This is a genomic window from Stenotrophomonas sp. YJH_SMC_138, assembly GCF_059369855.1.
In genome coordinates this window covers 150,672-174,666 of record NZ_JCAFTB010000006.1, presented here as the reverse complement: position 1 = coordinate 174,666, position 23,995 = coordinate 150,672, and the positions used below count along the sequence as shown (strand labels likewise).

Annotated in this window: 14 protein-coding genes; 9 read left to right on the top strand and 5 right to left on the bottom strand. The window is 68.1% G+C overall.

Going from position 1 to position 23,995, the window contains the following annotated elements:
• The first annotated feature begins 10 nt into the window (after positions 1–10).
• Together AC5P7I_RS14320 and AC5P7I_RS14315 are read left to right on the top strand one after the other, a co-directional pair.
• The gene (locus AC5P7I_RS14320) at positions 11–1,420 is read left to right on the top strand and encodes a sugar porter family MFS transporter (RefSeq protein ID WP_142234752.1); all 1,410 of its coding nucleotides are present in this window, start codon (positions 11–13) and stop codon (positions 1,418–1,420) included.
• Positions 1,417–3,975, top strand: coding sequence for a glycoside hydrolase family 3 protein (locus AC5P7I_RS14315; protein WP_087948678.1), 2,559 nt, complete (start codon positions 1,417–1,419; stop codon positions 3,973–3,975). The genes AC5P7I_RS14320 and AC5P7I_RS14315 overlap by 4 nt, the downstream gene beginning before the upstream one ends.
• Positions 3,976–4,042: 67 nt before the next feature.
• On the opposite strand, the gene AC5P7I_RS14310 is transcribed toward AC5P7I_RS14315, so the two are convergent.
• Positions 4,043–5,101: a LacI family DNA-binding transcriptional regulator gene (locus AC5P7I_RS14310; RefSeq protein WP_014647205.1), complete on the bottom strand. Its 1,059-nt coding sequence runs from the start codon at positions 5,099–5,101 to the stop codon at positions 4,043–4,045.
• Between the two features lie 92 nt (positions 5,102–5,193).
• On the opposite strand from AC5P7I_RS14310, the gene AC5P7I_RS14305 reads away from it, so the two are divergent.
• Genes AC5P7I_RS14305 through AC5P7I_RS14275 form a run of 7 tightly spaced genes read left to right on the top strand, consistent with a single transcriptional unit; the run spans position 5,194 to position 17,224 of the window.
• Positions 5,194–7,368 (top strand): alpha-glucuronidase family glycosyl hydrolase, encoded by a 2,175-nt coding sequence (locus tag AC5P7I_RS14305; protein WP_262219533.1) that lies wholly within the window; start codon positions 5,194–5,196, stop codon positions 7,366–7,368.
• A complete protein-coding gene (locus AC5P7I_RS14300; protein ID WP_262087683.1) occupies positions 7,365–9,353 on the top strand; it encodes a sialate O-acetylesterase in 1,989 nt (662 codons plus the stop codon). Before AC5P7I_RS14305 ends, AC5P7I_RS14300 begins: the two co-directional genes overlap by 4 nt.
• A gap of 53 nt (positions 9,354–9,406) precedes the next feature.
• A complete protein-coding gene (locus AC5P7I_RS14295; protein ID WP_014647202.1) occupies positions 9,407–11,101 on the top strand; it encodes a glycoside hydrolase family 43 protein in 1,695 nt (564 codons plus the stop codon).
• Positions 11,098–13,791 carry a glycoside hydrolase family 3 protein gene (locus tag AC5P7I_RS14290; protein WP_249327312.1) on the top strand — a complete coding sequence of 898 codons (2,694 nt, stop codon included), beginning with the start codon at positions 11,098–11,100 and terminating at the stop codon, positions 13,789–13,791. The genes AC5P7I_RS14295 and AC5P7I_RS14290 overlap by 4 nt, the downstream gene beginning before the upstream one ends.
• Before the next feature lie 59 nt (positions 13,792–13,850).
• Positions 13,851–15,335: an MFS transporter gene (locus AC5P7I_RS14285; protein WP_049439691.1), complete on the top strand. Its 1,485-nt coding sequence runs from the start codon at positions 13,851–13,853 to the stop codon at positions 15,333–15,335.
• 16 nt (positions 15,336–15,351) lie between these two features.
• Positions 15,352–16,389, top strand: coding sequence for a glycoside hydrolase family 43 protein (locus AC5P7I_RS14280; RefSeq protein ID WP_262087671.1), 1,038 nt, complete (start codon positions 15,352–15,354; stop codon positions 16,387–16,389).
• Positions 16,379–17,224, top strand: coding sequence for an aldose epimerase family protein (locus AC5P7I_RS14275; protein ID WP_041863456.1), 846 nt, complete (start codon positions 16,379–16,381; stop codon positions 17,222–17,224). Before AC5P7I_RS14280 ends, AC5P7I_RS14275 begins: the two co-directional genes overlap by 11 nt.
• Positions 17,225–17,337: 113 nt before the next feature.
• Here the strand turns inward: AC5P7I_RS14275 and AC5P7I_RS14270 are convergent, their stop codons facing one another.
• From AC5P7I_RS14270 to ptsP, 4 genes are all read right to left on the bottom strand, one after another.
• A complete protein-coding gene (locus AC5P7I_RS14270) occupies positions 17,338–18,591 on the bottom strand; it encodes a carbohydrate porin (protein WP_164076895.1) in 1,254 nt (417 codons plus the stop codon).
• Positions 18,592–18,604: 13 nt separating this feature from the next.
• Positions 18,605–20,311 carry a PTS fructose transporter subunit IIC gene (locus AC5P7I_RS14265; protein WP_262087670.1) on the bottom strand — a complete coding sequence of 569 codons (1,707 nt, stop codon included), beginning with the start codon at positions 20,309–20,311 and terminating at the stop codon, positions 18,605–18,607.
• 86 nt (positions 20,312–20,397) lie between these two features.
• Positions 20,398–21,354, bottom strand: a complete 957-nt coding sequence (locus AC5P7I_RS14260; RefSeq protein ID WP_262087669.1) for a 1-phosphofructokinase family hexose kinase — start codon at positions 21,352–21,354, stop codon at positions 20,398–20,400.
• Positions 21,351–23,861 (bottom strand): phosphoenolpyruvate--protein phosphotransferase, encoded by a 2,511-nt coding sequence (ptsP, locus tag AC5P7I_RS14255; RefSeq protein ID WP_262087668.1) that lies wholly within the window; start codon positions 23,859–23,861, stop codon positions 21,351–21,353. The genes AC5P7I_RS14260 and ptsP overlap by 4 nt, the downstream gene beginning before the upstream one ends.
• Positions 23,862–23,995: the final 134 nt, after the last annotated feature.

The window sequence follows — 23,995 nt, the reverse complement described above, 5'->3', positions numbered from 1 at the left end:
GGGGACGGGAATGAACCAGGCAGCAGGCAGCGGTGAGAACACCCGGCTGATCGTACTGATCAGCGTGGTAGCGACGATTGGCGGTTTTCTGTTCGGCTTCGACAGCGGCGTGATCAACGGCACCCAGGACGGCCTGCACCTGGCGTTCCGGTCCGGTGAATGGATGCAGGGGTTCGAGATCGCGTCGATGCTGCTGGGCTGTGCGGTGGGCGCGTTCAGTGCCGGCCGCCTGGCCGACCGCCTCGGCCGTCGCAACGTGCTGATCCTGTCGGCGGTGATGTTCCTGCTGTCGGCACTCGGTGCTGGGGCGGCGGCCTCGTCGGGCTGGTTCATTGCGGCGCGGGTGGTGGGTGGGTTCGCGGTAGGCGCGGCGAGCGTGATCTCGCCGGCCTACATTGCCGAGGTCGCTCCGGCCCGCTATCGCGGCCGCCTGGCCACGGTGCAGCAGATCGCGATCATCACCGGGCTCACCGCTGCCTTCCTGTCCAACTACCTGCTGGCGGCCGCAGCGGGCGCGTCGACCGAGCCGCTGTGGGCCGGGCAGGCTGCCTGGCGCTGGATGTTCTGGATGCAGGCCGCGCCATCGCTGGTGTTCCTGCTGCTGTTGCTGACCATTCCTGAGAGCCCGCGCTACCTGGTGGTGAAGCGGCGCAAGGACGACGCGCTGCGCGTGCTGACCCGGCTGCTCGGCAACGACAAGGCCCGCGCCACGCTCGAAGAGATCGATGCCTCGCTGTCCAACGACCACCATCGCCCGCGCCTGTCCGATCTGAAGAGCCGGGCGACCGGGCGGATCCGCCCGATTGTGTGGGTCGGCGTCGGACTGGCCTGCTTCCAGCAGCTGGTCGGCATCAACGTGGTGTTCTATTACGGCGCCGTGCTGTGGCAGGCGGTCGGCTTTTCCGAAAACGACGCGCTGCTGATCAACGTGCTGTCCGGCGCGCTGAGCATCGGCGCCTGCGTGGTCACGGTGCTGCTGATTGACCGGATCGGCCGCAAGCCCCTGCTTTGGTTCGGCTCGGCCGGGATGTCGCTGTCGCTTGCACTGGTGGTGGTCGCGTTTGCAAGTGGTTCACTGGCCGACGGGCATCTGCAGCTACCCGGGCGCATGGGCACGCTGGCGCTGGTGGCGGCCAATGCCTATGTCGTGTTCTTCAACCTGTCGTGGGGGCCGGTGATGTGGGTGATGCTGGGCGAGATGTTCCCGAACCAGATCCGCGGTTCGGCACTGGCGGTCGCCGGCGCAGCGCAATGGACCTCCAACTTCGTGGTCACGGTGACGTTCCCGATGCTGCTGGCCGCGGCAGGGCTGGCGGCCACCTACGGCATCTACCTGGTGGCGGCGATCATCTCGGTGATTTTCGTGGTGCGGCATGTGCACGAGACCAAGGGCAAGGAACTGGAGCAGATGGAAGGATGAGCGCCATGACATCGCAGACCTCCGTATCCCGCAGCGGCGTGCTGGTCGCCGTGCTGACGCTGGCGTTGCTGGGCTGCCACGGCCAGGACCGGCCCGCCGCCACTGCGGGAGCCGCCAGCGACCCGTGGCCGCAGGTCACCTGGCCACTGGCCGCGGATCCTGCGCTGGAGAAGCGGATCACCGACCTGATGGCCGGCATGACGGTGGAGGAAAAGGTCGGCCAGCTCGTGCAGGGCGACATTGCCAGCCTCACCCCCGATGACGTGCGGCGCTACCGCCTTGGTTCGATCCTGGCCGGTGGCAATTCCGACCCCGGTGGCCGCTACGATGCGTCGCCAGCCGAGTGGCTGGCGCTGGCAGACGCCTTCTACGACGCCTCCATGGACACGTCGAAAGGCGGCAAGGCCATTCCGCTGCTGTTCGGCATTGATGCCGTGCACGGGCAGAGCAACATCATTGGCGCCACGTTGTTCCCGCACAACATCGGGCTGGGCGCCACGCGCAATCCGGAGCTGCTGCGGCAGATCGGTGGCATCACCGCGCTGGAAACCCGCGTCACCGGCATGGAGTGGACGTTCGCACCGACCGTTGCGGTACCCCAGGATGATCGCTGGGGCCGCAGCTACGAGGGCTACTCGGAATCGCCCGTGGTGGTGGCCAGCTATGCCGGCGCCATGGTGGAGGGATTGCAGGGCAGGGTGGGAACACCGGAGTTCCTCGATGGCCGCCATGTGATCGCCTCGGTGAAGCACTTTCTCGGTGATGGCGGGACCACCGACGGCAAGGACCAGGGCGACACCCGCATCAGTGAGCCGGACCTGGTGCGCATCCACGCCGCCGGATACCCGCCGGCCATCGCCGCCGGCGCGCAGACCGCGATGGCATCGTTCAACAGCGTCAACGGTGAAAAGATGCACGGGCACCGGCACTACCTCACCGATGTGCTCAAGGGACGCATGAACTTCGGTGGCTTCGTGGTGGGCGACTGGAATGGTCATGGCCAGGTCAAGGGCTGCACCACCACGGACTGCCCGGCCACGATCAACGCTGGCCTGGACATGGCGATGGCCTCGGACAGCTGGAAAGGCTTCTACGAGACGACGCTGGCTGCGGTGAAGGACGGCCGGATAACGCCGCAGCGCCTGGACGATGCGGTGCGCCGGATCCTGCGGGTCAAGTTCCGCCTGGGGTTGTTCGAGGCCGGCAGGCCGTCCACGCGGGCCGTTGGCGGCCAGTTCGCACTGATCGGCGCGCCGGCACATCGCGCGGTGGCCCGGCAGGCCGTGCGCGAATCGCTGGTCCTGCTGAAGAACCAGAACGGCGTCCTGCCGCTGTCGCCGAAGCAGCGGATCCTCGTGGCCGGCGACGGCGCCAACGATGTCGGCAAGCAGGCCGGTGGCTGGACGCTCAACTGGCAGGGCACCGGCACCACGCGCAAGGACTTCCCCAATGCAGACTCCATCTACGAGGGCATCGCGCGCCAGGCCAGGGCGGCCGGTGGTGAAGCCGTGCTTGCCGTTGACGGTCGCTATGCAGTGAAACCCGACGTGGCGGTGGTGGTGTTTGGCGAAGACCCCTATGCCGAGTTCCAGGGGGACCGACCCACCTTGGCCTACAAGCCGGGCAACGAAACGGATCTGGCGCTGCTCAAGCGGCTCAAGGCCGATGGCATACCGGTCGTCGCGGTCTTCCTGAGCGGGCGGCCGCTCTGGGTGAACCGGGAAATCAATGCCGCCGATGCCTTCGTGGCCGCGTGGCTGCCGGGCTCGGAAGGCGCCGGCATTGCCGATGTACTGCTGCGCGGAAGCGATGGCCGGGTGCAGCACGATTTCAAGGGCAAGCTCAGTTTCAGCTGGCCGCGCACCGCCACCCAGTACGCCAACAACGTCGGCCAGAAGGACTACGATCCGTTGTTTGCGTTCGGCTTCGGCCTGACCTACGCCGACAACGGCGACCTGGCCGCGCTGCCGGAGGCATCGGGTGTGACCGGCAACGAGGGTGCGACCGGCGTGTTCTTCGCGCGCGGTGATGCAGGCCCCGGCATGGCGCTGCGCCTTGAGCAGGGCGCAGGCCAGGGCCTGACCGTGACCCGCGTGCCGGACGCATTGCCCGATGATCGGCTGAAGATCACCGGCGTGGATCATCTGGCGCAGGAGGATGGGCGACGCCTGGCCTGGTCGGGCAAGGGCGAGGCCGTTGCTGCACTGCAGTCGCACACGGCGCTGGACCTGCAGCGCGAATCCAACGGTGACCTGATGCTGCTGACCACGCTGCGCGTGGACGCTGCGCCGGAGGGTGAGGCGTGGCTGTCGGTCGGTTGCGGCGTGGGCTGCTCGGCACGCATCGCCATCGGGCCGTCGCTGGCGGCGCTTCCACAAGGCCAGTGGAAGCGCGTTGGCGTGCCGCTGAAGTGCCTGGCCAAGGCGGGTGCAAAGCTGGACGCGATCGACCGACCGTGGTCGGTGGTGACGGCCGATGCGATGACGATCTCCGTGTCACGCGTCGCGCTGGGCGCACTGAACGAAGCCGAGGTCGCCCTTGGATGCGGCGCATGATTGCTGCCGGCCTGACCGGCACCCTGCCGCCTACTGCGCAGGCGCAGGCATGAGGGCGGGGCCTTCGCTACCGGCGCGTGGGCGGTGCGGCTACCGAACCGCGTGCGATCAGCCGATGCGGCATCACATGTTCGCGCAGCACCGTTGCGTCCCCCGCAGGACGGCGGATGGTGCGCAGCAGGATGTCGATGGCCGCGTTGGCCATCGAGGCGATGGGCTGGTGGATCGTGGTCAGTTCCGGCCACACGGTGGTGGCGGCCGAGGTGTCATCGAAACCCACCACCGACAGGTCGCGTGGCACTTCCAGCCCGCGCCGATGCGCCACGGAGATGGCGGCGGCGCCCATGTCGTCGTTGCTGGCGAAAATCGCGGTCGGTGGCCGGCGCTGGGACAGCAGCTTCTCGGCCGCGGCCAGGCCGGACCGGTAGGTGTAGTCACCGTGCTGGACCAGGCCGGGCTCCACCGCCAGCCCGGCCTCGCGCAGGGCGGTGACGAAGCCGTCGTAGCGGAGCGCACTTGCGCTCAGGTCATCGCGCCCACGGATGAAACCGATGCGGGTGTGTCCCTGCCGGAGCAGGTGATCGGTCATTTCCCTGCCCGCACTGAAATCGTCGATGCGGACGCAGGACAAGGCCTCGCTCAGGCGACCCGATGCGATGGCCACCACCGGAATGCCAGCCTTGACCAGTTCGCTTACGGCGGCCTGCGATTCGCACAGCGGCGGCGGCAGGATCACCCCGTCGACGCGTCCGGCGAGCGCACGCGCCGCCCTGCGTTCGGATTCGGCATCCAGGTTGTCCCAGTAGTCGATGACCAGCTGGATGGCGGAACTGGAGGCGACGCGCAGCAGGCCCACCAGCAGTTCGCGCAGGTAGGCGCCGCTGGGGTTGGTGTAGATCAGCGCAATGCGCGTGTGCTGTGCAGCGGCCAGCGAACTGGCGGCAAGATTGGGCGTATAGCCCAGCTCACGCACGGCGCGCAGCACGCGCTCGCGGGTGACGTCGCGCACCTTGCCCTGGTTGATTACCCGCGACACGGTCATCGGCGAAACGCCGGCAAGGGCCGCAACCTCGTCGATCGTCACGCCTGCGGTTCTGCGGCGAACCGATTTCTTCGGCTTGTCCAATGCACGATCCCTTTGTTCTTGGTGGCGCTGCCGTGCGGGTGCGAAGGACGATGATGCGCTGCCCCGGGCCCGGACGTAGTCTACAAAGGCGCATGTTAACGCCGTTGTTGCGCGCTGTCGGCACGCACCTGTGGGCCCTGCTCGTGCTGCTGGCCTGTGTTGGCGGGGCACGGGCGGAGGATGGCTATGCGCTGTGGATGCGCTACCAGCCGGTTGCCGCAACGGTCGCTGCCGATTACCGGCGGCAACTGGCCGAAGTGGTGGCCCCGGATCGCACGCCAATGCAGCGCGCCACCCGCGACGAGCTTGCGCGCAGCCTCCCTGGATTGCTGGGAGCGGCGCCGCCAATGCGAACGGCAATCAATACCGAGCGTGCCCTGGTGCTGGGCACGCCGCAATCTTCGACACTCGTCGCCGCGTACGGCAACGAGATCGCCACGTTGGGCAACGAGGGGTTCCTGATCCGGCGGGTCCGGATCGAGGCGCGCGACGTGCTGCTTGTGGCGGCACGCCAGGATGTCGGCGTGCTGTATGGCATGTTCCATCTGCTGCGGCTGATGCAGCGTGGCACCCCACTGCAGGCGCTGGATGTGCGTGAGTCGCCGCAGGTCGCACTGCGTGTGCTCAACCATTGGGACAACCTGGATCGTTACGTCGAGCGTGGCTATGCAGGCAGCTCGCTGTGGGACTGGCAGACGTTGCCGCAGTGGCGTGAGCCGCGCTACACCGACTACGCCCGTGCCAACGCCTCGCTCGGCATCAACGGCACCGTCCTCAACAACGTCAATGCCAGTGCGCTGAGCCTGTCGCCGGCCTATCTGGCCAAGGCCGCCGCGCTGGCCGACCTGTTCCGGCCCTATGGCATCCGGGTCTACCTGAGCGCGCGCTTCAGTGCGCCCATCGAGCTTGGCGGCCTGGCAACGGCTGATCCGCTGGATCCGGCTGTGCGGCGCTGGTGGCGCGACAAGGTCGATGAGATCCATGCGCGCATTCCGGATTTTGGCGGTTTCCTGGTCAAGGCGAATTCGGAGGGGCAACCCGGCCCGCAGGATTACGGTCGTTCCCATGCCGACGGCGCCAACCTGCTGGCCGAGGCACTGGCGCCCTACAACGGCGTAGTGATGTGGCGCGCCTTCGTGTACTCGCACCAGGTTCCCGAAGATCGCGCCAAGCAGGCGTACAGCGAGTTTGTCGGGCTGGACGGTGCCTTCCGCCCCAACGTGATCGTGCAGGTGAAGAACGGTCCCATCGACTTCCAGCCGCGCGAGCCGTTCCATCCGCTGTTCGGCGCCATGCCACGCACGCCGCTGATGATGGAACTGCAGATCACCAAGGAGTACCTGGGTTTTGCGACGCACCTGGTGTACCTGGGAACGCTTTACGAAGAAGTGCTGCAGGCCGACACCCATGCACGTGGCGAGGGCTCCACGGTCGCCCGCGTGATCGACGGCTCGTTGGAAGGTCATGCACTGACCGGCATCGCCGGCGTTGCGAACATTGGCGTAGACCGCACCTGGAGCGGCTCGCATTTCGACCAGGCCAACTGGTACGCGTTCGGGCGACTGGCATGGAATCCGCAGCAGTCCGCGCGCGGCATTGCCGAGGACTGGGCCGCGCTGACCTTCTCGCCCGACCCGCAGGTGACCGGCCCGATCGTGCGGATGATGATGGACTCGCGCGAGGCGGCAGTGGACTACATGACGCCGCTGGGCCTGCACCACCTGATGGCACGCGGCCATCACTACGGTCCCGGCCCCTGGGTGGACGGCGGCCCGCGTGCGGACTGGACGTCGGTCTACTACCACCGTGCAGACCGCAACGGCATCGGTTTTGACCGCAGCGCAAGCGGAAGCAACGCCGTGGGGCAGTACTTCCCGCCGGTTGCCGGGGTTTATGGCGATCCGGCGCGGGTGCCCGAGTCGCTGCTGCTGTGGTTCCATCACGTGCCGTGGGACCGCCGCATGCGCTCGGGCAGGACGCTGTGGGACGAACTGGTCGGGCGCTATTCGCGGGGTGTGCGCCAGGTGCAGTCGATGCAGGCGACCTGGGCGGGCCTGCGCGATCGGATCGATCCGCAGCGGCACCAGCAGGTGGCGGCGTTCCTGCAGATCCAGCGCGAGGAAGCGCAGTGGTGGCGCGATGCCAGTGTGGCGTACTTCCAGTCAGTCAGCGGCCGACCGCTGCCGGCGGGAGAACGGCCACCGCCACAGCCGTTGTCGTACTACCAGGCGTTGCAGTTTCCTTTCGCACCCGGAGATGGGCGATGAACCGGTTCGGATGGTCCGCGCGCGCGGCGGCGTTGATGGTGCTGGCGTGGCTTGCCGCACCGGTGGCGGCCGGCGAAACGACGGGTTTGCTGCACCCGCTGTTCCAGGACCATGCGGTCCTGCAGCGCGACCGGCCGATCACCGTCTGGGGCCAGGCAAGCCCTGGGCAGGCGGTATCGGCCACCTTCGCGGGCCAGGCGGTGGCCACACAGGCCGATAGGGCAGGCCGCTGGCAGGCCATGTTCCCCGCCATCGCCGCAGGCGGCCCGTACACCCTCGAGGCAACCGCCGGGACCCGGCGTGAGACGGCGCGGGATCTTCTGGTCGGCGACGTCTGGTTGTGCGCGGGGCAGTCGAACATGGAGCTGCCGGTCTGGCGCTCGCTCAACGCAGCCAGCGAGATCGCCTCGGCCACGCTGCCACGGATCCGGCTGTTCAGCGTGCCGAAGGACGCGGCCGTGCAGGCGCAGGAGAGCTTCAAGGGTGACCCTGGATGGACGCGGGCAACGCCCGATTCGGTGCGCGGTTTCTCTGCAGCCTGCTTCTATTTCGCCCGCGAACTGCAGCGCACGGTTACCGTACCGATGGGGCTGATCCAGGCAGCGTGGGGCGGCTCGCGGATCGAGGCCTGGACCAGTACCGATGCCCTGCGCGGGCAAGGTGGCATGGACGAGGCCCTCGATATTCTCGCGCGCTCTGCCCGTGATCCGCTGGAGGCACGCGCAGCCTGGGGCCGCCACTGGCAGCACTGGTGGGAGACGCGCGAAGGGGCGCTGCCGGGCGACGCACCTTGGCGCGCGGATACCGATGACCGCGCATGGTCGCACGCACCGGCCACACTGGGCGCATGGGAGCGGTGGAACGAGCCCGCGCTTGCCGATTACAACGGCATGGTCTGGTATCGCACGCAGGTGGTGCTGAGCGCTGAACAGGCTGCACGCGGCGCGACCCTGGAGCTGGCATCGGCCGACGAGGTGGACGTGACCTGGGTGAACGGGGTCGCCGTCGGCAGCCAGTACGGCGCCGGCCAGAGGCGCTATCCGTTGCCGAGTGGCCTGTTGAAGGCGGGATCCAACAGCATTGCGGTCAACGTGCTGGACACCTACGGCGAAGGCGGCCTGGCCGGCCCCTCAACGGCATACGGCCTGCAGTTCGACAACGGCGAGCGCGTGGCACTGCAGGGCCTGTGGAAATACCGGGTGGCGGCGGGCCAGCAGGCGCCGCCTTTCGCGCCATGGCAGGCCGCCACCGGGCTGTCGACGCTGTACAACGGGATGATCGCACCGCTCGGGGGCTTCGGGCTGCGCGGCATGCTCTGGTATCAAGGTGAATCGAACACCAGCGATGGTGCGGCGTATGCGATGCGGTTGCGTGCGCTGCGCGGGGACTGGCGGCGGCAGTTCGGTGCGCGCACGCCACTGCTGCTGGTGCAGCTGGCCGGCTACGGCCAGCCGCCGGTTGTGCCCGCCGCCAGCGGTTGGGCGCAGGTGCGTGAGGCGCAGCGGCGCGTCGCCGCCGAGGATGCGCGGAGCGGGCTCGCCATTGCCATCGACATCGGCGACGCCTACGACATCCATCCGCCGAACAAGCAGGAGCTCGGGCGCCGCCTGGCGCGCGTGGCGCGCCACGTGGTGTACGGCAAGCAGGACGTGGCGCCGTCGGGTCCGCGAGCGGTAACGGCCGTGCGGACGCCCGCTGGCGTGGCCATTGCGTTCGAGGATGTCGAAGGCGTGCTCACCGCGACCGGCGCGCTGCGTCCGATTGGTTTTGAACTGTGCGGGACCAGGGGTGATACCCGCCACTGCGACTACGGCGACGCCGAACTGGATGGGCGCCGGATCCTGCTGCGCGGCCCGCTGTCGACGCACGCAACGCATGTCCGCTATTGCTGGGCCGATGGCCCGGTGTGCACGCTACGCGACCGCAGCGGGGCACCGGCAGGCCCGTTCGAACTTCCCATTGCCGAAGCCGAGACGCGACGATGATGACGTTGTCCAAGCAGTCCCCTCCGGTCCGCGACAGGGCCGGCCTGAGGTCGATGGCGCGCCACCTGCTGGCGGCGGCACTCCTGCTGTCGGCCGCAACCAGCCCGGCCAGCGCGCCGCCGGACGCACCGCCGGTGTACTTCGACTGGTTCGAATACCGCGGCCACGACGCGGCCTTCGACACGCCGCTGCCGGTCGGCCACTACCGCAATCCGGTGCTGGCCGGCTTCCATGCCGATCCCAGCATCGTGAGCGCGAACGGCCGGTTCTACCTGGTCAATTCCAGCTTCACCTATTTCCCGGGCATTCCGGTGTTCGAGAGTGCCGACCTGGTTCACTGGAAGCAGATCGGCAACGTGATCGACCGCGCCACGCAGCTGGATTTCGACGGGCTGAGCGTCTCGCGCGGCATCTTCGCGCCCACCATCGAATACCACGATGGGGTCTTCTACGTGGTGACCACGGCCACCGACAGTGGTGGCAACTTCATTGCCACCGCGCGCGACCCGGCCGGTCCGTGGTCCGATCCGCACTGGCTGCCCGGCATCGATGGCATCGATCCATCACTGTTCTTCGATGACGACGGCAAGGTGTACCTGGTCAACAACGATGCACCGCCCGGCCCGCCGCGCTACGACGGGCACCGCGCCATCTGGATGCAGCAGATCGATCTGGCTGCCTTCAAGCCGGTCGGGCCGCGCCGGGTGCTGGTCGACGCGGGCGTGGAGCCGGCGAAGAACCCGATCTGGATCGAAGGACCCCACATCTACAAGCGCCAGGGCTGGTATTACCTGTCCGATGCCGAAGGCGGCACCGGGCCGCAGCACTCCCAGGTGGTGCTGCGCAGCCGCACCGTGTGGGGCCCGTATGACCCCTACGCGGGCAATCCGATCCTGACCCAGCGCGAGCTGCCCGACGACCGACCGCTACCGATCACCAATGCCGGCCATGCCGACCTGGTCGAAGGCCCGGACGGTTCGTGGTGGGCGGTGTTCCTGGCCAGCCGCAACTATCAGACGCGGCACTACAACACCGGGCGCGAGACCTATCTGCTGCCGGTGCGCTGGCAGGACGGCTGGCCACGGATCCTGCCGGCCGACCAGCCCATCCCCTACGTGGTCAAGGCGCCGTCGTGGATGCAGGGCGAGGCATCCCAGGCCCCCTCGACCGGCAACTTCGTCGAGCGCGACAACTTCGATGGACCGAGGCTCGATCGCCAGTGGCTGCGCGTGCGGGTGCCCAAGCACGCCTGGGCCGACCTGGCCACGCGCCCGGGAATGCTGGCCGTGCACCCGCTTGCCGAGGATCTGGACACGCTGCGCAATCCCGCGTTCCTTGGCCGACGCCAGCAGCACCTGCGCTTCGAGGCGAGCGCCGCGATGAGCCGGCCGGGGCCTGGCGTGGCGGCCGGCCTGGCGGCGTTCCAGAGCGAGGCGTACTGGTACTTCCTTGGCGTTCGCAGCCTTCCGGACGAGCGACTTTCGCTCTTCCTGGAAGTTCGTGATGGCGGTGGCAGTACGCGCATCGTGGCGACCCGCGAGGTGCGGGCACCGGACGCGTTGCGCCTGAAGATCGCCGGCAACGAGGGCGACTACGCGTTCTCGTTCGATACCGGCGACGGGCAGGGCTGGCAACTGCTTGCAGGCAAGGTGGATGGCACCGTTCTGAGCACGGACCGGGCAGGCGGCTTCGTAGGCGCACTGCTGGGTCCCTTCGCGCGCGATGAGCGCACCGGGAGAAGCAAATGAGGCTGTCGCTGTCGTCCAACGCCCGTCGCCGCACATTGCGCCGCGGGCTCACTGTGTTCGTTCTGACCTGCATCGCGGCGGCCGCATCCGCAGCCGCGCCGCGGCCCTGGCTGGACGTTTCGGCCAGCTTCGAGCAACGGGCTGCCTCACTCGTCGCGCAGATGACGCTGGATGAGAAAGCCGCGCAGATGCAGAACGCCGCGCCGGCAATCGAACGCCTGGGTGTGCCCGCCTACGACTGGTGGAATGAGGGACTGCATGGCGTGGCACGGGCAGGGCAGGCCACGGTCTTTCCGCAGGCGATCGGCCTGGCCGCGACCTTCGATGTGCCGTTGATGGGGCAGGTGGCCACGACGATCAGCGATGAGGCCCGCGCAAAGCACCACCAGTTCCTCCGCCAAGGCGCGCACGGCCGTTACCAGGGGCTGACCTTCTGGTCGCCGAACGTCAACATCTTCCGCGACCCGCGCTGGGGCCGCGGACAGGAAACCTATGGCGAGGACCCGTACCTCACCGCGCGCATGGGCGTGGCCTTCGTACGTGGCCTGCAGGGCGACGACCCCGTCTACCGCAAGCTGGACGCCACCGCCAAGCATCTGGCCGTGCACAGCGGGCCGGAGGCCGACCGCCATCACTTCGATGCACGGCCCAGCCGGCGCGACCTGTATGACACCTACCTGCCGGCATTCGAGGCGCTGGTCAAGGAGGGCGACGTCGATGCTGTGATGGGCGCCTACAACCGCGTGTACGGCGAGTCCGCCAGTGCCAGCCGTTTCCTGCTGCGCGATGTGCTGCGACGCGACTGGGGCTTCAAGGGCTACGTGGTCTCGGACTGCTGGGCCATCGTCGACATCTGGAAGCACCACCATATCGTGACCACGCGCGAAGCCGCTGCGGCGCTGGCGGTCAGGAATGGCACCGAGCTGGAATGCGGCCAGGAGTACGCCACGCTTCCGTCGGCCGTGCGTCAGGGTTTGATCAGCGAAGCGGAGATCGACGATGCGGTGACCCGTCTGTTCACCGCACGGATGCGCCTGGGCATGTTCGACCCGCCGGAGCGGGTGCGCTGGGCGCGCATTCCGGCCTCGGTGAACCAGGCCCCGGCCCATGATGCGCTGGCGCTCAAGGCCGCGCAGGCGTCGCTGGTGCTGCTGAAGAACGACGGCATCCTGCCGCTGTCACGCGACATCAAGCGCATTGCCGTGGTCGGACCCACTGCCGACGACACCATGGCGCTGCTCGGCAACTACTTCGGCACACCGGCCGCGCCGGTCACGATCCTGCAGGGCATACGCGAGGCGGCCAAGGGCGTCGAGGTTCGCTATGCCCGCGGCGTGGACCTGGTGGAGGGCCGCGACGATCCCGGTGCCACGCCGTTGATCGAGCCGACCTTCCTGCGGCCTTCGGCGGACTCGCCCGAGCGTGGCCTGCGTGGCGAGTACTTCCGCACGCCCGACCTGTCCGGTACGCCGTCCCTGGTGCGTACCGACGCGCAGATCGGCTTCCGCTGGGACCGCGGCTCGCCGACCGACAACCTGCTGGCACGCGGCGAAGCGGCACCGGGGCAGGGGATCCCGAACGACCGCTTCAGCATCCGCTGGAGCGGCCAACTGCTGCCACCCGTGTCCGGCCGCTACCGGCTGGAGGTGGCCGGCGATGATGGCTACCGCCTGTACCTGGACGGCAAGCGCGTGATCGATCACTGGGTGAACACAGATCGCCTGCATGCCGAGGGCATCGAACTGGAGCTGCAGGCCGGGCGTGCCTACGCGCTGACGCTGGAGTACTACGACGACGAGCGCGATGCCGGCGTGCGCCTGGGCTGGCGCATGCCCGGCGCCAAGGCGCCGTTCGATGAAGCGCTCGATGCCGCACGCGAAGCCGATGTGGTGGTGTTCGTCGGCGGCCTTACCGGCGATGTCGAAGGCGAGGAAATGACGGTCAACTATCCGGGCTTTGCCGGTGGCGACCGTACCGACCTGCGGTTGCCCGCGCCGCAGCGCACCCTGCTGGAGGCCCTGCACGCTACCGGCAAGCCGGTGGTGATGGTGCTCACCGGCGGCTCGGCCATTGCCGTGGACTGGGCGCAGTCGCATCTGCCGGCGATCCTGATGAGCTGGTACCCCGGGCAGCGCGGCGGCACCGCCGTCGGCCAGGCGCTGTTCGGCGACGTCAATCCCGCCGGCCGGTTGCCAGTGACGTTCTACAAGGCCAGCGAAGCGTTGCCGGCATTCGACGACTACGCCATGGAGGGCCGAACCTATCGCTACTTCCGCGGCACGCCGCTTTATCCGTTCGGTCACGGCCTGTCGTACACGCGGTTCGACTATGGAACGCTCCGCCTCGATGCAGACAGCCTCCGCGCCGATGGCCGCCTGGGCGTGGCGGTCGATGTGACCAACGCAGGCACGCGCAGCGGTGACGAAGTGGTGCAGCTGTACGTGCGGCGCGAGCACGCTGGCAGCGGCGATGCCGTGCAGGAGCTGCGTGGCTTCCAGCGGATCCATCTGGCCCCGGGCGAACACCGCACGGTGACGTTCACCCTGGAGGCAGCGCAGGCCCTGCGCCACTATGACGAAGCGCGCGCCGCGTATGAGGTGCGGCCCGGTGCCTACGAGGTCAGGGTGGGGGCGTCCAGTGCCGATGCACGCGCGCAGGGCAGGTTCACGGTGGTGTCCGCGCATGACTGATCGCTCTCGCCGGCATCGATTTCCCTCCGCCCAGATCCCTTTTCCAGGACGTCCGCTGCATGGCAAGCACTGAACACGCGCTATCGGTACGCGAGAAGCTCGGCTACAGCCTGGGCGATCTCGCCGCCAACCTGATCTTCCAGACCCTGATCACCTACCTGGCGTTCTTCTACACCGACGTCTACCGCCTGCCAGCTGCGACCGCGGCCACGATCATCTTCGTGGTGGGCCTGCTGGGTGCGTTCGTGTTCACGCCGTTGATCGGCATCGCGGCTGACCGGACGACCACCCGTTGGGGCCGCTTCCGGCCGTGGATCCTGTGGACGGCCATTCCTTTTGGCGTACTGTCCCTGCTGGCGTTCAGCACGCCGGACCTGGGCGAGCGCGGAAAGGTGATCTATGCACTGGCCACCTACGCGCTGCTGGTGTGCGTGTACGCAGCGAACAACCTGCCGTACTCGGCGCTGAGCGGCGTGCTGACCGGCAGCATGGCCCAGCGCAACAGCCTTTCGGCCTACCGCTTCGTGGCCGTGATGATCGCGCAGTTCATCATCCAGGTGCTGCTGATGCCGCTGGTGCTGATCCTGGGTGACGGCGACCGGGTGCGCGGCTTCGAGCAGGTCATGACCGCATTCGCCATCATCGGCACGGCGTTCTTCCTGATCACGTTCGCCACCACCCGCGAACGCATCGTGCCGACGCGCGAACAGACCGGCGGCATAGTGCAGGACCTGTCGGACCTGCTGCACAACCGCCCGTGGCAGGTGATGCTGGCCCTGACCGTGCTGGTGTTCATCAACCTGGCATTGAAAGGCGGTACCTACATCTATTACTTCCAGTACTACATGAGTGAAGCGGCGCTGGCCGGCTTCCTTGAAAACTCGGGGTTCAACGGCCTGGTCAGCGCGTTGAATGCTGCGCTGGCCAGCGCCGGCTTCGCGGCGTTCACCTGGCCGAAGGACGCGGCCACCTCGGCGTTCAGCCTGTTCAACGCGTGCGGCATCCTCTGCATGATCCTGGGTATCGGCGCATCGCGACGGTTGGCGGACCGCTTCGGCAAGCGCGACGTCTTCGGTGGCGCCCTGTTTGTCTCGACCCTGTTCCTGCTTGCCTTCTACCTGTTTCCACCCACGGCGGTGGCGGTGGCGTTCGGCGCCTTCATGCTGCATGGCTTCTGCTACGGCATCACCATCCCGTTGCTGTGGGCGATGATCGCCGACGTCGCGGACTACTCGGAGTGGAAGAACCATCGGCGGGCAACCGCGATCATCTTCTCGGCGATGCTGTGCGGGCTGAAGATCGGCCTCAGCGTGGGCGGCGCGCTGGTCGCCGCGATCCTCGCCCACTACGGCTACCAGGCCGGCCTGGCGCAGCAGCCTGAGGCCGTGGTGCAGGGCATCCGCCTGACCGTAAGCGTCTACTGCTCCCTTCCTTTCCTGCTCGCCGTGGCGCTGCTGGTCTTCTACAGGATCGACAAGCGCACCGAAACCCGCATCGAGCAGGACCTCCACCTGCGTCGCCGTTCCGCCGACGCCTCCGTGTAACTCCAAGATGACGACCATGATCGACCTCTCTGCCGGCGAAGACGGCCAGGCCAGCGAAGCCCGTCTTGCGCAGCTCACCGCGCACGCCATTTCGCAACCGCTGGTGACCCACATCTATACCGCCGACCCTTCGGCGCATGTGTTCGAGGGGCGCCTGTACATCTATCCGTCGCACGACATCGACGGCGGCCAGCCATTCGACGACGAAGGTGGCCACTTCGGCATGCAGGATTATCATGTGCTGAAGATGGATACGCCCGACGGCACGGCCGTCGATTGCGGCATGGCGTTGCATGTGCGCGACGTGCCCTGGGCCCGGAAACAGATGTGGGCCCCCGATGCCGCCTGCCGTGATGGCCGCTACTACCTCTACTTCCCGGCCAAGGATGCCGAGGGCCGGTTCCGCATCGGCGTGGCGATCGGTGCGCGGCCGGAGGGCCCGTTCGTGCCCCAGCCGGAGCCGATCAAGGGTGCGTACTCGATCGACCCGGCCGTGTTCGAAGACGAGGATGGCAGCCACTACCTGTACTTCGGCGGCATATGGGGCGGGCAGCTGCAGAAATATCGTGACAACCAGTACAGCGAGGCCCACGAGGAGCCCGAGGGCAGCGCACCGGCGCTGGGCCCGCGCGTGGGCCGCCTGGATGCCGGCATGACCGAGCTGGCCGAACCCATCCGCGAAGTGCAGATCCTGGATGAGCATGGCCAGCCGCTGCGCGCGGACGACCATGCGCGCCGCTTCTTCGAAGGTCCGTGGCTGCACAGGTACCAGGGTCGCTACTACCTGTCGTACTCCACTGGCAACACCCACCAGCTGTGCTACGCCATCGGCGACAGCCCGTATGGACCGTTCACCTACGCTGGCGTGATCCTCACCCCCGTGGTCGGTTGGACCACCCACCACTCCATCTGCCAGTTCGAAGGACAGTGGTACCTGTTCTATCACGATGCACTGATGTCCGGCGGCATCACCCACCTGCGCTCGGCCAAGTGCACGCCGCTGCACATGGAGCCGGACGGAAGCATCCGCACGATCAACCCGTATGGGGCCTGAGCGGATGCTGCCGGTGGATGATGCGCTGGCTCCGCTGCCAGCCGGCGAGCTGCACTGGCTGAGGTGCGGCGAACTGGAGGTTGCGTTCGCCGCAGGGGCGGGCGGGCGCGTGGCGCACCTGCGCTACCAGGGCGTGGAATGGCTGGTGGATGCGCAGCAGGCAGGCCCGGCGGCGATCGCGTGGGGCTGCTACCCGATGGTGCCGTGGGCCGGGCGCATCCGCCGTGGACAGTTCCATTTTGACGGCAGGCCGCATCGGCTGCCGCTCAACTTCGACGGGCACGCCATCCATGGGGTGGGTTTCTCGCGACCCTGGCGGATCGACCGCTTGGACGCGGCGGCAGCCCGGTTGTCGCTGGAGCTGCCGAGCGACGGCTACTGGCCTTTCGGTGGCGCTGCCGTGCTGGACCTGCAGTTGCAGGCTCACAGCCTGCAGATGGACCTCTCGGTCCAGGCCGGCGGCCAGGCGATGCCGGCGGTGCTGGGCTGGCACCCCTGGTTCCGGAAGCCGGAACGACTGCTTTTCAGTCCTCGCTCGATGTATCCGCGGGACAGGGAAGGTATTGCCACGCTGCCCCGCGTGGAGCCCACCACCGGCCCCTGGGATGACTGCTTCATCGCCGACGGTGACGTCACGCTGATACGCGAAGGCCAGCACCTGCGGCTGAGGTCGGACCACGACCACTGGGTGGTCTACGATGGTACGCCGCACGCCACCTGTGTCGAGCCGCAGAGCGGCCCGCCAGATGGCTACACCCTGGCACCGCACCGGCTGGAGCCCGGCCAGCGCCTCGCGTTGACATTCGAACTGGCGTGGGCGGCGGACAGCACCTGAAACCCCGGCCAGGGCAGGCGATCACCCGGGTGCCGGGCGGTCGGTACGCCGCCTGGACCGGCCGTGGACCCGGTGCCTGACACGGGCCGCGCCCCAGGACCACCTGACATTTCCTACAGGTTCCAGTCGATCCGCATGCCCGCGATCAGCGCATCCGGCAGGTCGTGCTGGCGTGCGGGCTCATTGAACTGGTCGGGGTGCACGATGTAGTGCAGGTTCGGTGCAACACGAAGCTGCGGGGTGAGCTGGATGCCGTAGCTCAGCTCCATCATCACCTGGCTCCCGTGCGGGGTGCCGCTGCCACCGGCGGCGGCGCGGGCGAGGTGCAGGTCTTCCAGCGCGATGCTGCTGTACTTCTGCTGGGTCACGACGAAAGCGATGCTGTCCTGCGGCCGCCGGGCGAACGTGCCTTTCTGCACCAGCCCGGCCTGCAGGAAATGATCCTCGATCAACTGGCCGGAGGTGCCCTTGAGCGCCGCACCGAAAAGGGTCAGGCCGCGGCCGGCACCATCACTGGTGAGTTGCTGCTCGAAGCGGGCGAACGCACCGGAGCGACCGTGACGCGTCGCGTACTCCTGGCCACTGAGCAGCGCGGGAATGCCGTTGGCATCGCGCAGCGGATCGCGATAGGTCGAGTTGTCCTGCCAACCACCGAGTTCGTAGCGGGCTTTCAGTCGTGCCGAAGCAGGGCTGCGCCAGCCGATCGTGTAGGGCACGATCCAGCCGGTGGCCTGGTTCGTATTCCACTTCAGGCCATGCTGGCCATCCTCGGCCTGGCTGGGATCAACCTGGTAGGCGCCGACGCGGACATAGACATCGGGCGTCACCCAGGCCGTGGCATCGGCCATCCAGCTCGATACCGGCCACCAGGTGAAACTGCTGGTGCGGAATACGTAGGTCGGGTTGCCACAGGCCGAGTTGCCCTGGAAGTACTGGCACAGGTCCGAACCCAGGTGGTGGATGTTGGCGACGCTGCGCCCTGCTTCCAGCACCAACCGGTCGTTGAACAACTTCTGTTCGAGGGTCAGGTTGGCCAGGCGCGTGCCCTGGCCGCCGTAGATTTCCTGCACCGAGGTGCTGTTGCCTGTACTGCTGTTGGCGAGATTGGTGCCATGGCGGTTGATGCCGTAGGCCTTGACCGTCGCACCTCGCCAGCCAAACGCCGCGTCCAGGTCCACGTCGGCACCGAACATCAGCTGGCCGGCATAGGCCGTGCCGCTGCGCTTGCCACCGTCGAGCGTGGCGGCCGCTTCGCCGGTGTAGGCGAGCTTCGGAGCGAAGACGTCGCTCGCGTCGGCGGCTGCGGCCAGTGATGGCAGGGCCAGCAGGATCACTGTCGGCAGCAGGCGGCGGGAAGGGGAGGTCATGGGCGGGTTCCTTTTACAGGGTGGGAGCCGTGACCGGCTTCTTGAGCACGCGCAGCGCGACCGCAGTGACGGCCACGCCGGCCACGAGTGCCAGCAGGTAGATGCCAAGGTGGGTGACTGCGTTCGGGATCGGCAGCACGAACACGCCGCCATGCGGCACCTTCAGTTCGACGCCTGCGGCCATCGAGATCGCACCGGCCACGGCAGAACCAAGGATCAGCGCCGGAATGGTGCGCAGCGGATCACGCGCGGCATAGGGGATCGCGCCTTCGGTCACGAAACTGAGGCCAAGCACGCCAGCGGCACCGGCCGTGCCACGCTCCTCGGCAGTGAAGCGGCTACTGAACAGCCATGTCGCCAGTGCGATACCCAGCGGCGGCGTCATGCCGCCGATCATCGTCGCCGCCATCGGCGTGTAGACCTGGCTGGAAATCAATGCGGTGGAGAAGGCGTAGGACGCCTTGTTGACGGGTCCGCCCATGTCCACCGCCATCATGCCGCCCAGCAGCAGGCCAAGCAGGATCGCGCTGCTGCCTTGCATGCCGCGCAGCCAGTCGGTCAGCCAGGCCAGCAGCCCAGCCACCGGCGTACCGATTACATACATCATCAACAGGCCGACCAGCAGCGTGCCCAGCACCGGCAGGATCAGCACCGGCTTGAGGCCTTCCAGGCTGCGCGGCAGGCGCAGCGCACGGTTGATCCAATGCACGCCGTAGCCGGCGATGAAACCGGCCAGGATGCCGCCGATGAAGCCCGCATCCATGTTGACTGCCACCAATCCCCCGATCATGCCCGGGGCGATGCCCGGGCGATCGGCGATGGAGTAGGCGATGTAGCCGGCCAGTGCCGGCACCATCAGCATGAAGCCGGACTTGGCGCCGATCTGGAACAGCGACCAGGCCAGCGTGCCCTTGTGTGCATCGTCGAAGGCATAGATGCCGCCGAGCGCGAACGCCAGTGCGATCAGCAGGCCGCCGGCAGTGACGAACGGCAGCATGAACGACACGCCGGTCATCAGGTGCTTGTAGGGGCCGGCGACCCTGGCCTTCTCGGTGGTGCGACCTGAAGCCACCGTGCCGGTCTGCACGCCAGCCTCGGCCAGCGCCTTGCGGATCAGGTTCTGGCCGTCATTGATCGCCGGCTTGGTGCCGCTCTTGAACAGGCGTTTGCCAGCAAAGCGCGACAGATCGACTTCGCGGTCGGCGGCGATCAGCACCAGGTCGGCGGCAGCGATTTCGCCGTCGCTCAACGCATCCTGCGCGCCGACCGAGCCCTGGGTTTCCACCCGGATCGCGTGGCCCAGTGCCTTGGCCGCCTGCTGCAGGCCTTCGGCCGCCATGAACGTGTGGGCGATGCCAGTCGGGCAGGAGGTGACGGCGACGATGCGCTTGCCCGCGTCATCCCTGGAAGGGAGTGCCGATGCTGCGGCGAGCTGCGCCAGCACGGCGAGCGGGTCGTCCAGCACTTCACCGAGGCCGGCGCGCACGATCTGGGCATTGCCGAAGCGGGCGCTGTCCGCCTCGCCGTCACCCACCAGCAGCAGCTGCGTTGCGGCGGCAGCCTGCGCGTCGGACAGTGCCCCGGTCACGCCCTGATTGCTGCGGATTTCGATCGCCAATTCGACCCTTTGCTGGCGTGCGGCGCGGCGCAGCGCTTCGGCGGCAAGAACGGCCTCGATGCTGCGTTCGCCAGCGGCGATGACTACGGTGGAAGCTTGCATGGCAACTCCTGGAATTCTTCGGGTTCGTCCTTGCAGCAGGGGCCATCGGTGGCCCAAGGCCAGCCGCAGCCCCCTCTGCAGGGGTTTCAATCCAACCGCTCGATCAGTACATCGCCGGTCCACGCGCGCACCTGCGCCGGGTCCAGCCGTCGCGCGTCGCCACTCTCCAGCCGGCTCATCGAGAACGCCGTGGCCAGTCGCGCACAACCGGCCAGGTCGGGGGAGGGCTCCAACAAGGCGGCGGCGATGCCGGCGACCATGGCGTCGCCGGCACCGACCGTACTGCCCTGCGCCAGTCGCGCCGGTCGTGCGACCAGGGCGCCGCTGCGATCAATGAACAGCGCGCCGTCGGCGCCCATCGAGATCGCTACGAGTGCAACTCCGCGTTCGACCAGGGCCAGGCCCGCGGCGCGCAGGGCGCTGCGATCCAGCAGCGGCGTGCCGGCCCAGGCCTCCAGTTCATGGCGGTTGGGCTTGACCGCGTAGGGCAGTGCACCCTGTGCACCACTCAACGCCGCGGCAAGCGCGTCGCCACTGGTATCCAGCAGTACGCGCGCGCCGGCGGCGCGTACCTGCGCCTGCAGTTGGGCCCATGCATCGGCTTGCAGCCCGGACGGAAGGCTGCCGGACAGCACCACCGGCAGCTCCGGCTGGAGCAGTGCGTCGAGTCGGCGCGATACCGCGTCCAGATCGGCGTCGCACAGTGACAGGCCGGGCAGGTTGATGTCGGTGGTCTCGCCGTTGGCATCTTCCACCAGCTTGATGTTGGTGCGGGTACGACCCGGAATGCGCAGACACGCGTCTGCGATGCCCCGATCGGAAAACAGTGCGCTGAACACGCCGTCGTTGCCATCGCCGAGCACGCCCAGCGCAGTGGTCGGCACGCCCCAGTCTGCCAGGCAGGCGGCCACGTTGATGCCTTTGCCGCCGGCGTCGTCGCGGGAACTGCGGGCGCGATGCACGTGACCCGGTTGCAGGTTCGCCAGCCGCACGGTCTGGTCGATTGCCGGGTTCAGGGTAATGGTGACGGCGCGGGAACTCATGCGCGCGCTCCATCGAGGGCACGCACCTGCTCAGCGGTTTCGCAGTCCAGCGCCGTCGCAGCCAGCGTTCGCAGATCGGCCAGCGCGCTGCCACGCAGGCGTGCTTTCACGGCCGGGATGTCGTTCGGGGTCATCGACAGTTCGTCCACGCCCAGGCCGGCCAACAGCAGTGCGCCGAACGGATCGCCGGCCAGCCCGCCACAGACGCCCACCCAGCGCCCATGCAGTCGTGCGCCTTCCACCGTGGCGCGGATCGCGCGCAGCACGGCCGGATGCAGGCTGTCGGCCTCGGCGGCCAGTTCCGGATTCTGGCGGTCGATCGCCAGCACGTACTGGGTCAGGTCGTTGGTACCGATCGAGAAGAAGTCGGCGTGGCGGGCCAGCACATCGCTCTGCGCCGCAGCGGCCGGCACTTCGATCATGATGCCGATCGGTACCGCGGGCGCCTGCAGTGCTGCGCGCTGGCGCTCGCAGATGGCGCGCAGTGCGACCAGCTCGCTCACCGAGGTGATCATCGGGAACATGATGGACAGGCGCGCGCCGTCTTTCGCCGCGCGGTACAGCGCACGCAGCTGCGGTTCCAGCAGGTCCGGCCGGCGCAGCAGCAGGCGCGCGCCGCGCACGCCCAGGAACGGGTTTTCTTCATGCGGCAGCTCCAGGTGCGCCACCTGCTTGTCGCCACCGATATCGAGCGCACGCACGATCAGTGGGCGGCCGCCGAGTGCCTTGGCCATCGCCACATACGTGGTGTACTGCTCATCCTCGCTGGGCGTACTGCCACGTTCAAGGAACAGGAATTCGGTGCGCATCAGGCCGACGCCTTCCGCGCCTTGCTCCAGTGCCAGCGGCACCTGCTCGGGCAGGTTGACGTTGGCGCCGATGTCGATGCGGTGGCCGTCCGGCGTCTGTGCCGGCTGCGCGCGTTGCGCCGCTTCACGCTCGCGGATCTGCTGCTGTTCGGCGATCCACGCGCGCGCCGAGGCGAGGTCGGCCTCGGACGGAGACAGGTAGAGCCGCCCGCTGCTGCCGTCGATGATCGCCTCGCGACCGGCGCTGATCGCGAGCAGCTCGCCCCCCCCGGCGACCAGCGCCGGCAGGCCGAGGGTGCGCGAGAGGATGGCGGTGTGCGAGGTCGGCCCGCCCTGCGCGGTGGCCAGGCCAATCACGCGGGTAGTGTCGAGGTTGGCCGTGTCGGACGGCGACAGGTCCGCCGCGATCAGGATGCACGGGTGCGCGGGCAGGTCGGCCAGGCCGCCACCGGCGGCCGACGGATCAAGCTGCGCCAGCACTCGGCGGCCAACGTCACGCAGGTCGGCGGCGCGCCCGGCCAGCACCGAGTTGCCCAGCGCGGCCAGGCCCGAGGCGATGTGTTCGATGGCCTGGTGCCAGGACCATGCGACGCCATGGCCTTCGACCATCAGCTGGCAGGTACGGGTAATCAGGTCGGTGTCGTCCAACAGCGCGGCATGGGCCTTGAAGATGGCGGCGTCCGAGGCGCCAAGCCGGCGCTGGGTGTCATCCTGCAGCGCGGCCAACTGCTGGCGGGTACGTGCGAGCGCGTCCTGCAGACGCGCCCCGCCTTCGCCGAGCGGGGCCGGGTGATCGGCGACCTCGGCCTGCGTGCTGGCCAATACATGCACCGGGCCGATTGCCAGCCCAGGGCTGGCACCGATGCCGACGATGGCAGCCTGTGCCTCGGGCGGATTCCAGCCTGCCACCGGCGTGGCCTTGCGTTGTGCTGCGCGTTCGGCGTCGGCCTTTTCCTGTCCCACCAGGTCCTCCATGACCCTGCGCAGCGCGGTCAGCAGGGCAGGGGCATCCGCCCCATCGGCAGACACGCTGACGGCATCGCCATGACGCAGGCCAAGTTGCAGCAGCGCGACCAGACTCTTGGCGTCCGCTGCCTGGTCGCCGGCACGCACCTGGGCGCGGGCCGCAAAGCGGCGCGCCGTCTCTGCCCAGCGCGTGGCCGGGCGCGCGTGCAGGCCGCTGGGGTAGGCAATGGTCCAGTCAAAGCGCTCGGCCAGATCGGTGGCCGGTACCTGGGTGGTCGTGATCGCAATGTCGCCGGTCAGCGCGTTGACGATCTCACCCGCATCGGTGGTCGCAAACAGGCGCTGCAGCGTTGCCTCATCCTGGATCAGCCGGGTCAGGCGGCGCAGCAGGGTAATGTGGGTATCGGACTGGGCAGCGATGCCAACCACCAGACGGGTGACCTGCCCCGGATTCCATTCCACGCCTTCCGGCAACTGCAGCACGGCAATGCCGTCGCGGCGCACCAGATGGCGGTCGTCGCCAAGCCCGTGCGGGATTGCCACGCCATGGCCAAGGAAGGTGTTGGCCAGCGCTTCGCGCCGTCCCATGCTGGCCTCGTACCCCGGCGCCACGCAGCCGGCCGCGACCAGCATCTGCGCGACCTGGGCGATCGCATCGGTCTTGTCCTGCGCCCGCGCGTCCAGGCGGATCAGTTCCCGGCTGACGGGGGAGGGGAAGGTCTGGGGCGACAAAGGGCGGCTCCGGCAAAAGGATGGCTGGGCATATTGGGAACGTTCCCACCGTCTATTTCAATGTGCACTGCACAAAATGCCAATAGCTCTTTGGCGTTAGCATTGTCCTGAACAGCCGCCGGGCCATGGCAGGC

Coding starts and splice junctions, on each gene's coding strand:
- AC5P7I_RS14275 (WP_041863456.1), top strand. CDS start 16,379: ATGGGGCCTGAGCGGATGCTGCCGGTGGATGATGCGCTGGCTCCGCTG.
- AC5P7I_RS14290 (WP_249327312.1), top strand. CDS start 11,098: ATGAGGCTGTCGCTGTCGTCCAACGCCCGTCGCCGCACATTGCGCCGC.
- AC5P7I_RS14265 (WP_262087670.1), bottom strand. CDS start 20,311: ATGCAAGCTTCCACCGTAGTCATCGCCGCTGGCGAACGCAGCATCGAG.
- AC5P7I_RS14315 (WP_087948678.1), top strand. CDS start 1,417: ATGAGCGCCATGACATCGCAGACCTCCGTATCCCGCAGCGGCGTGCTG.
- AC5P7I_RS14280 (WP_262087671.1), top strand. CDS start 15,352: ATGATCGACCTCTCTGCCGGCGAAGACGGCCAGGCCAGCGAAGCCCGT.
- AC5P7I_RS14300 (WP_262087683.1), top strand. CDS start 7,365: ATGAACCGGTTCGGATGGTCCGCGCGCGCGGCGGCGTTGATGGTGCTG.
- AC5P7I_RS14305 (WP_262219533.1), top strand. CDS start 5,194: ATGTTAACGCCGTTGTTGCGCGCTGTCGGCACGCACCTGTGGGCCCTG.
- AC5P7I_RS14320 (WP_142234752.1), top strand. CDS start 11: ATGAACCAGGCAGCAGGCAGCGGTGAGAACACCCGGCTGATCGTACTG.
- AC5P7I_RS14260 (WP_262087669.1), bottom strand. CDS start 21,354: ATGAGTTCCCGCGCCGTCACCATTACCCTGAACCCGGCAATCGACCAG.
- AC5P7I_RS14295 (WP_014647202.1), top strand. CDS start 9,407: ATGGCGCGCCACCTGCTGGCGGCGGCACTCCTGCTGTCGGCCGCAACC.
- AC5P7I_RS14285 (WP_049439691.1), top strand. CDS start 13,851: ATGGCAAGCACTGAACACGCGCTATCGGTACGCGAGAAGCTCGGCTAC.
- AC5P7I_RS14270 (WP_164076895.1), bottom strand. CDS start 18,591: ATGACCTCCCCTTCCCGCCGCCTGCTGCCGACAGTGATCCTGCTGGCC.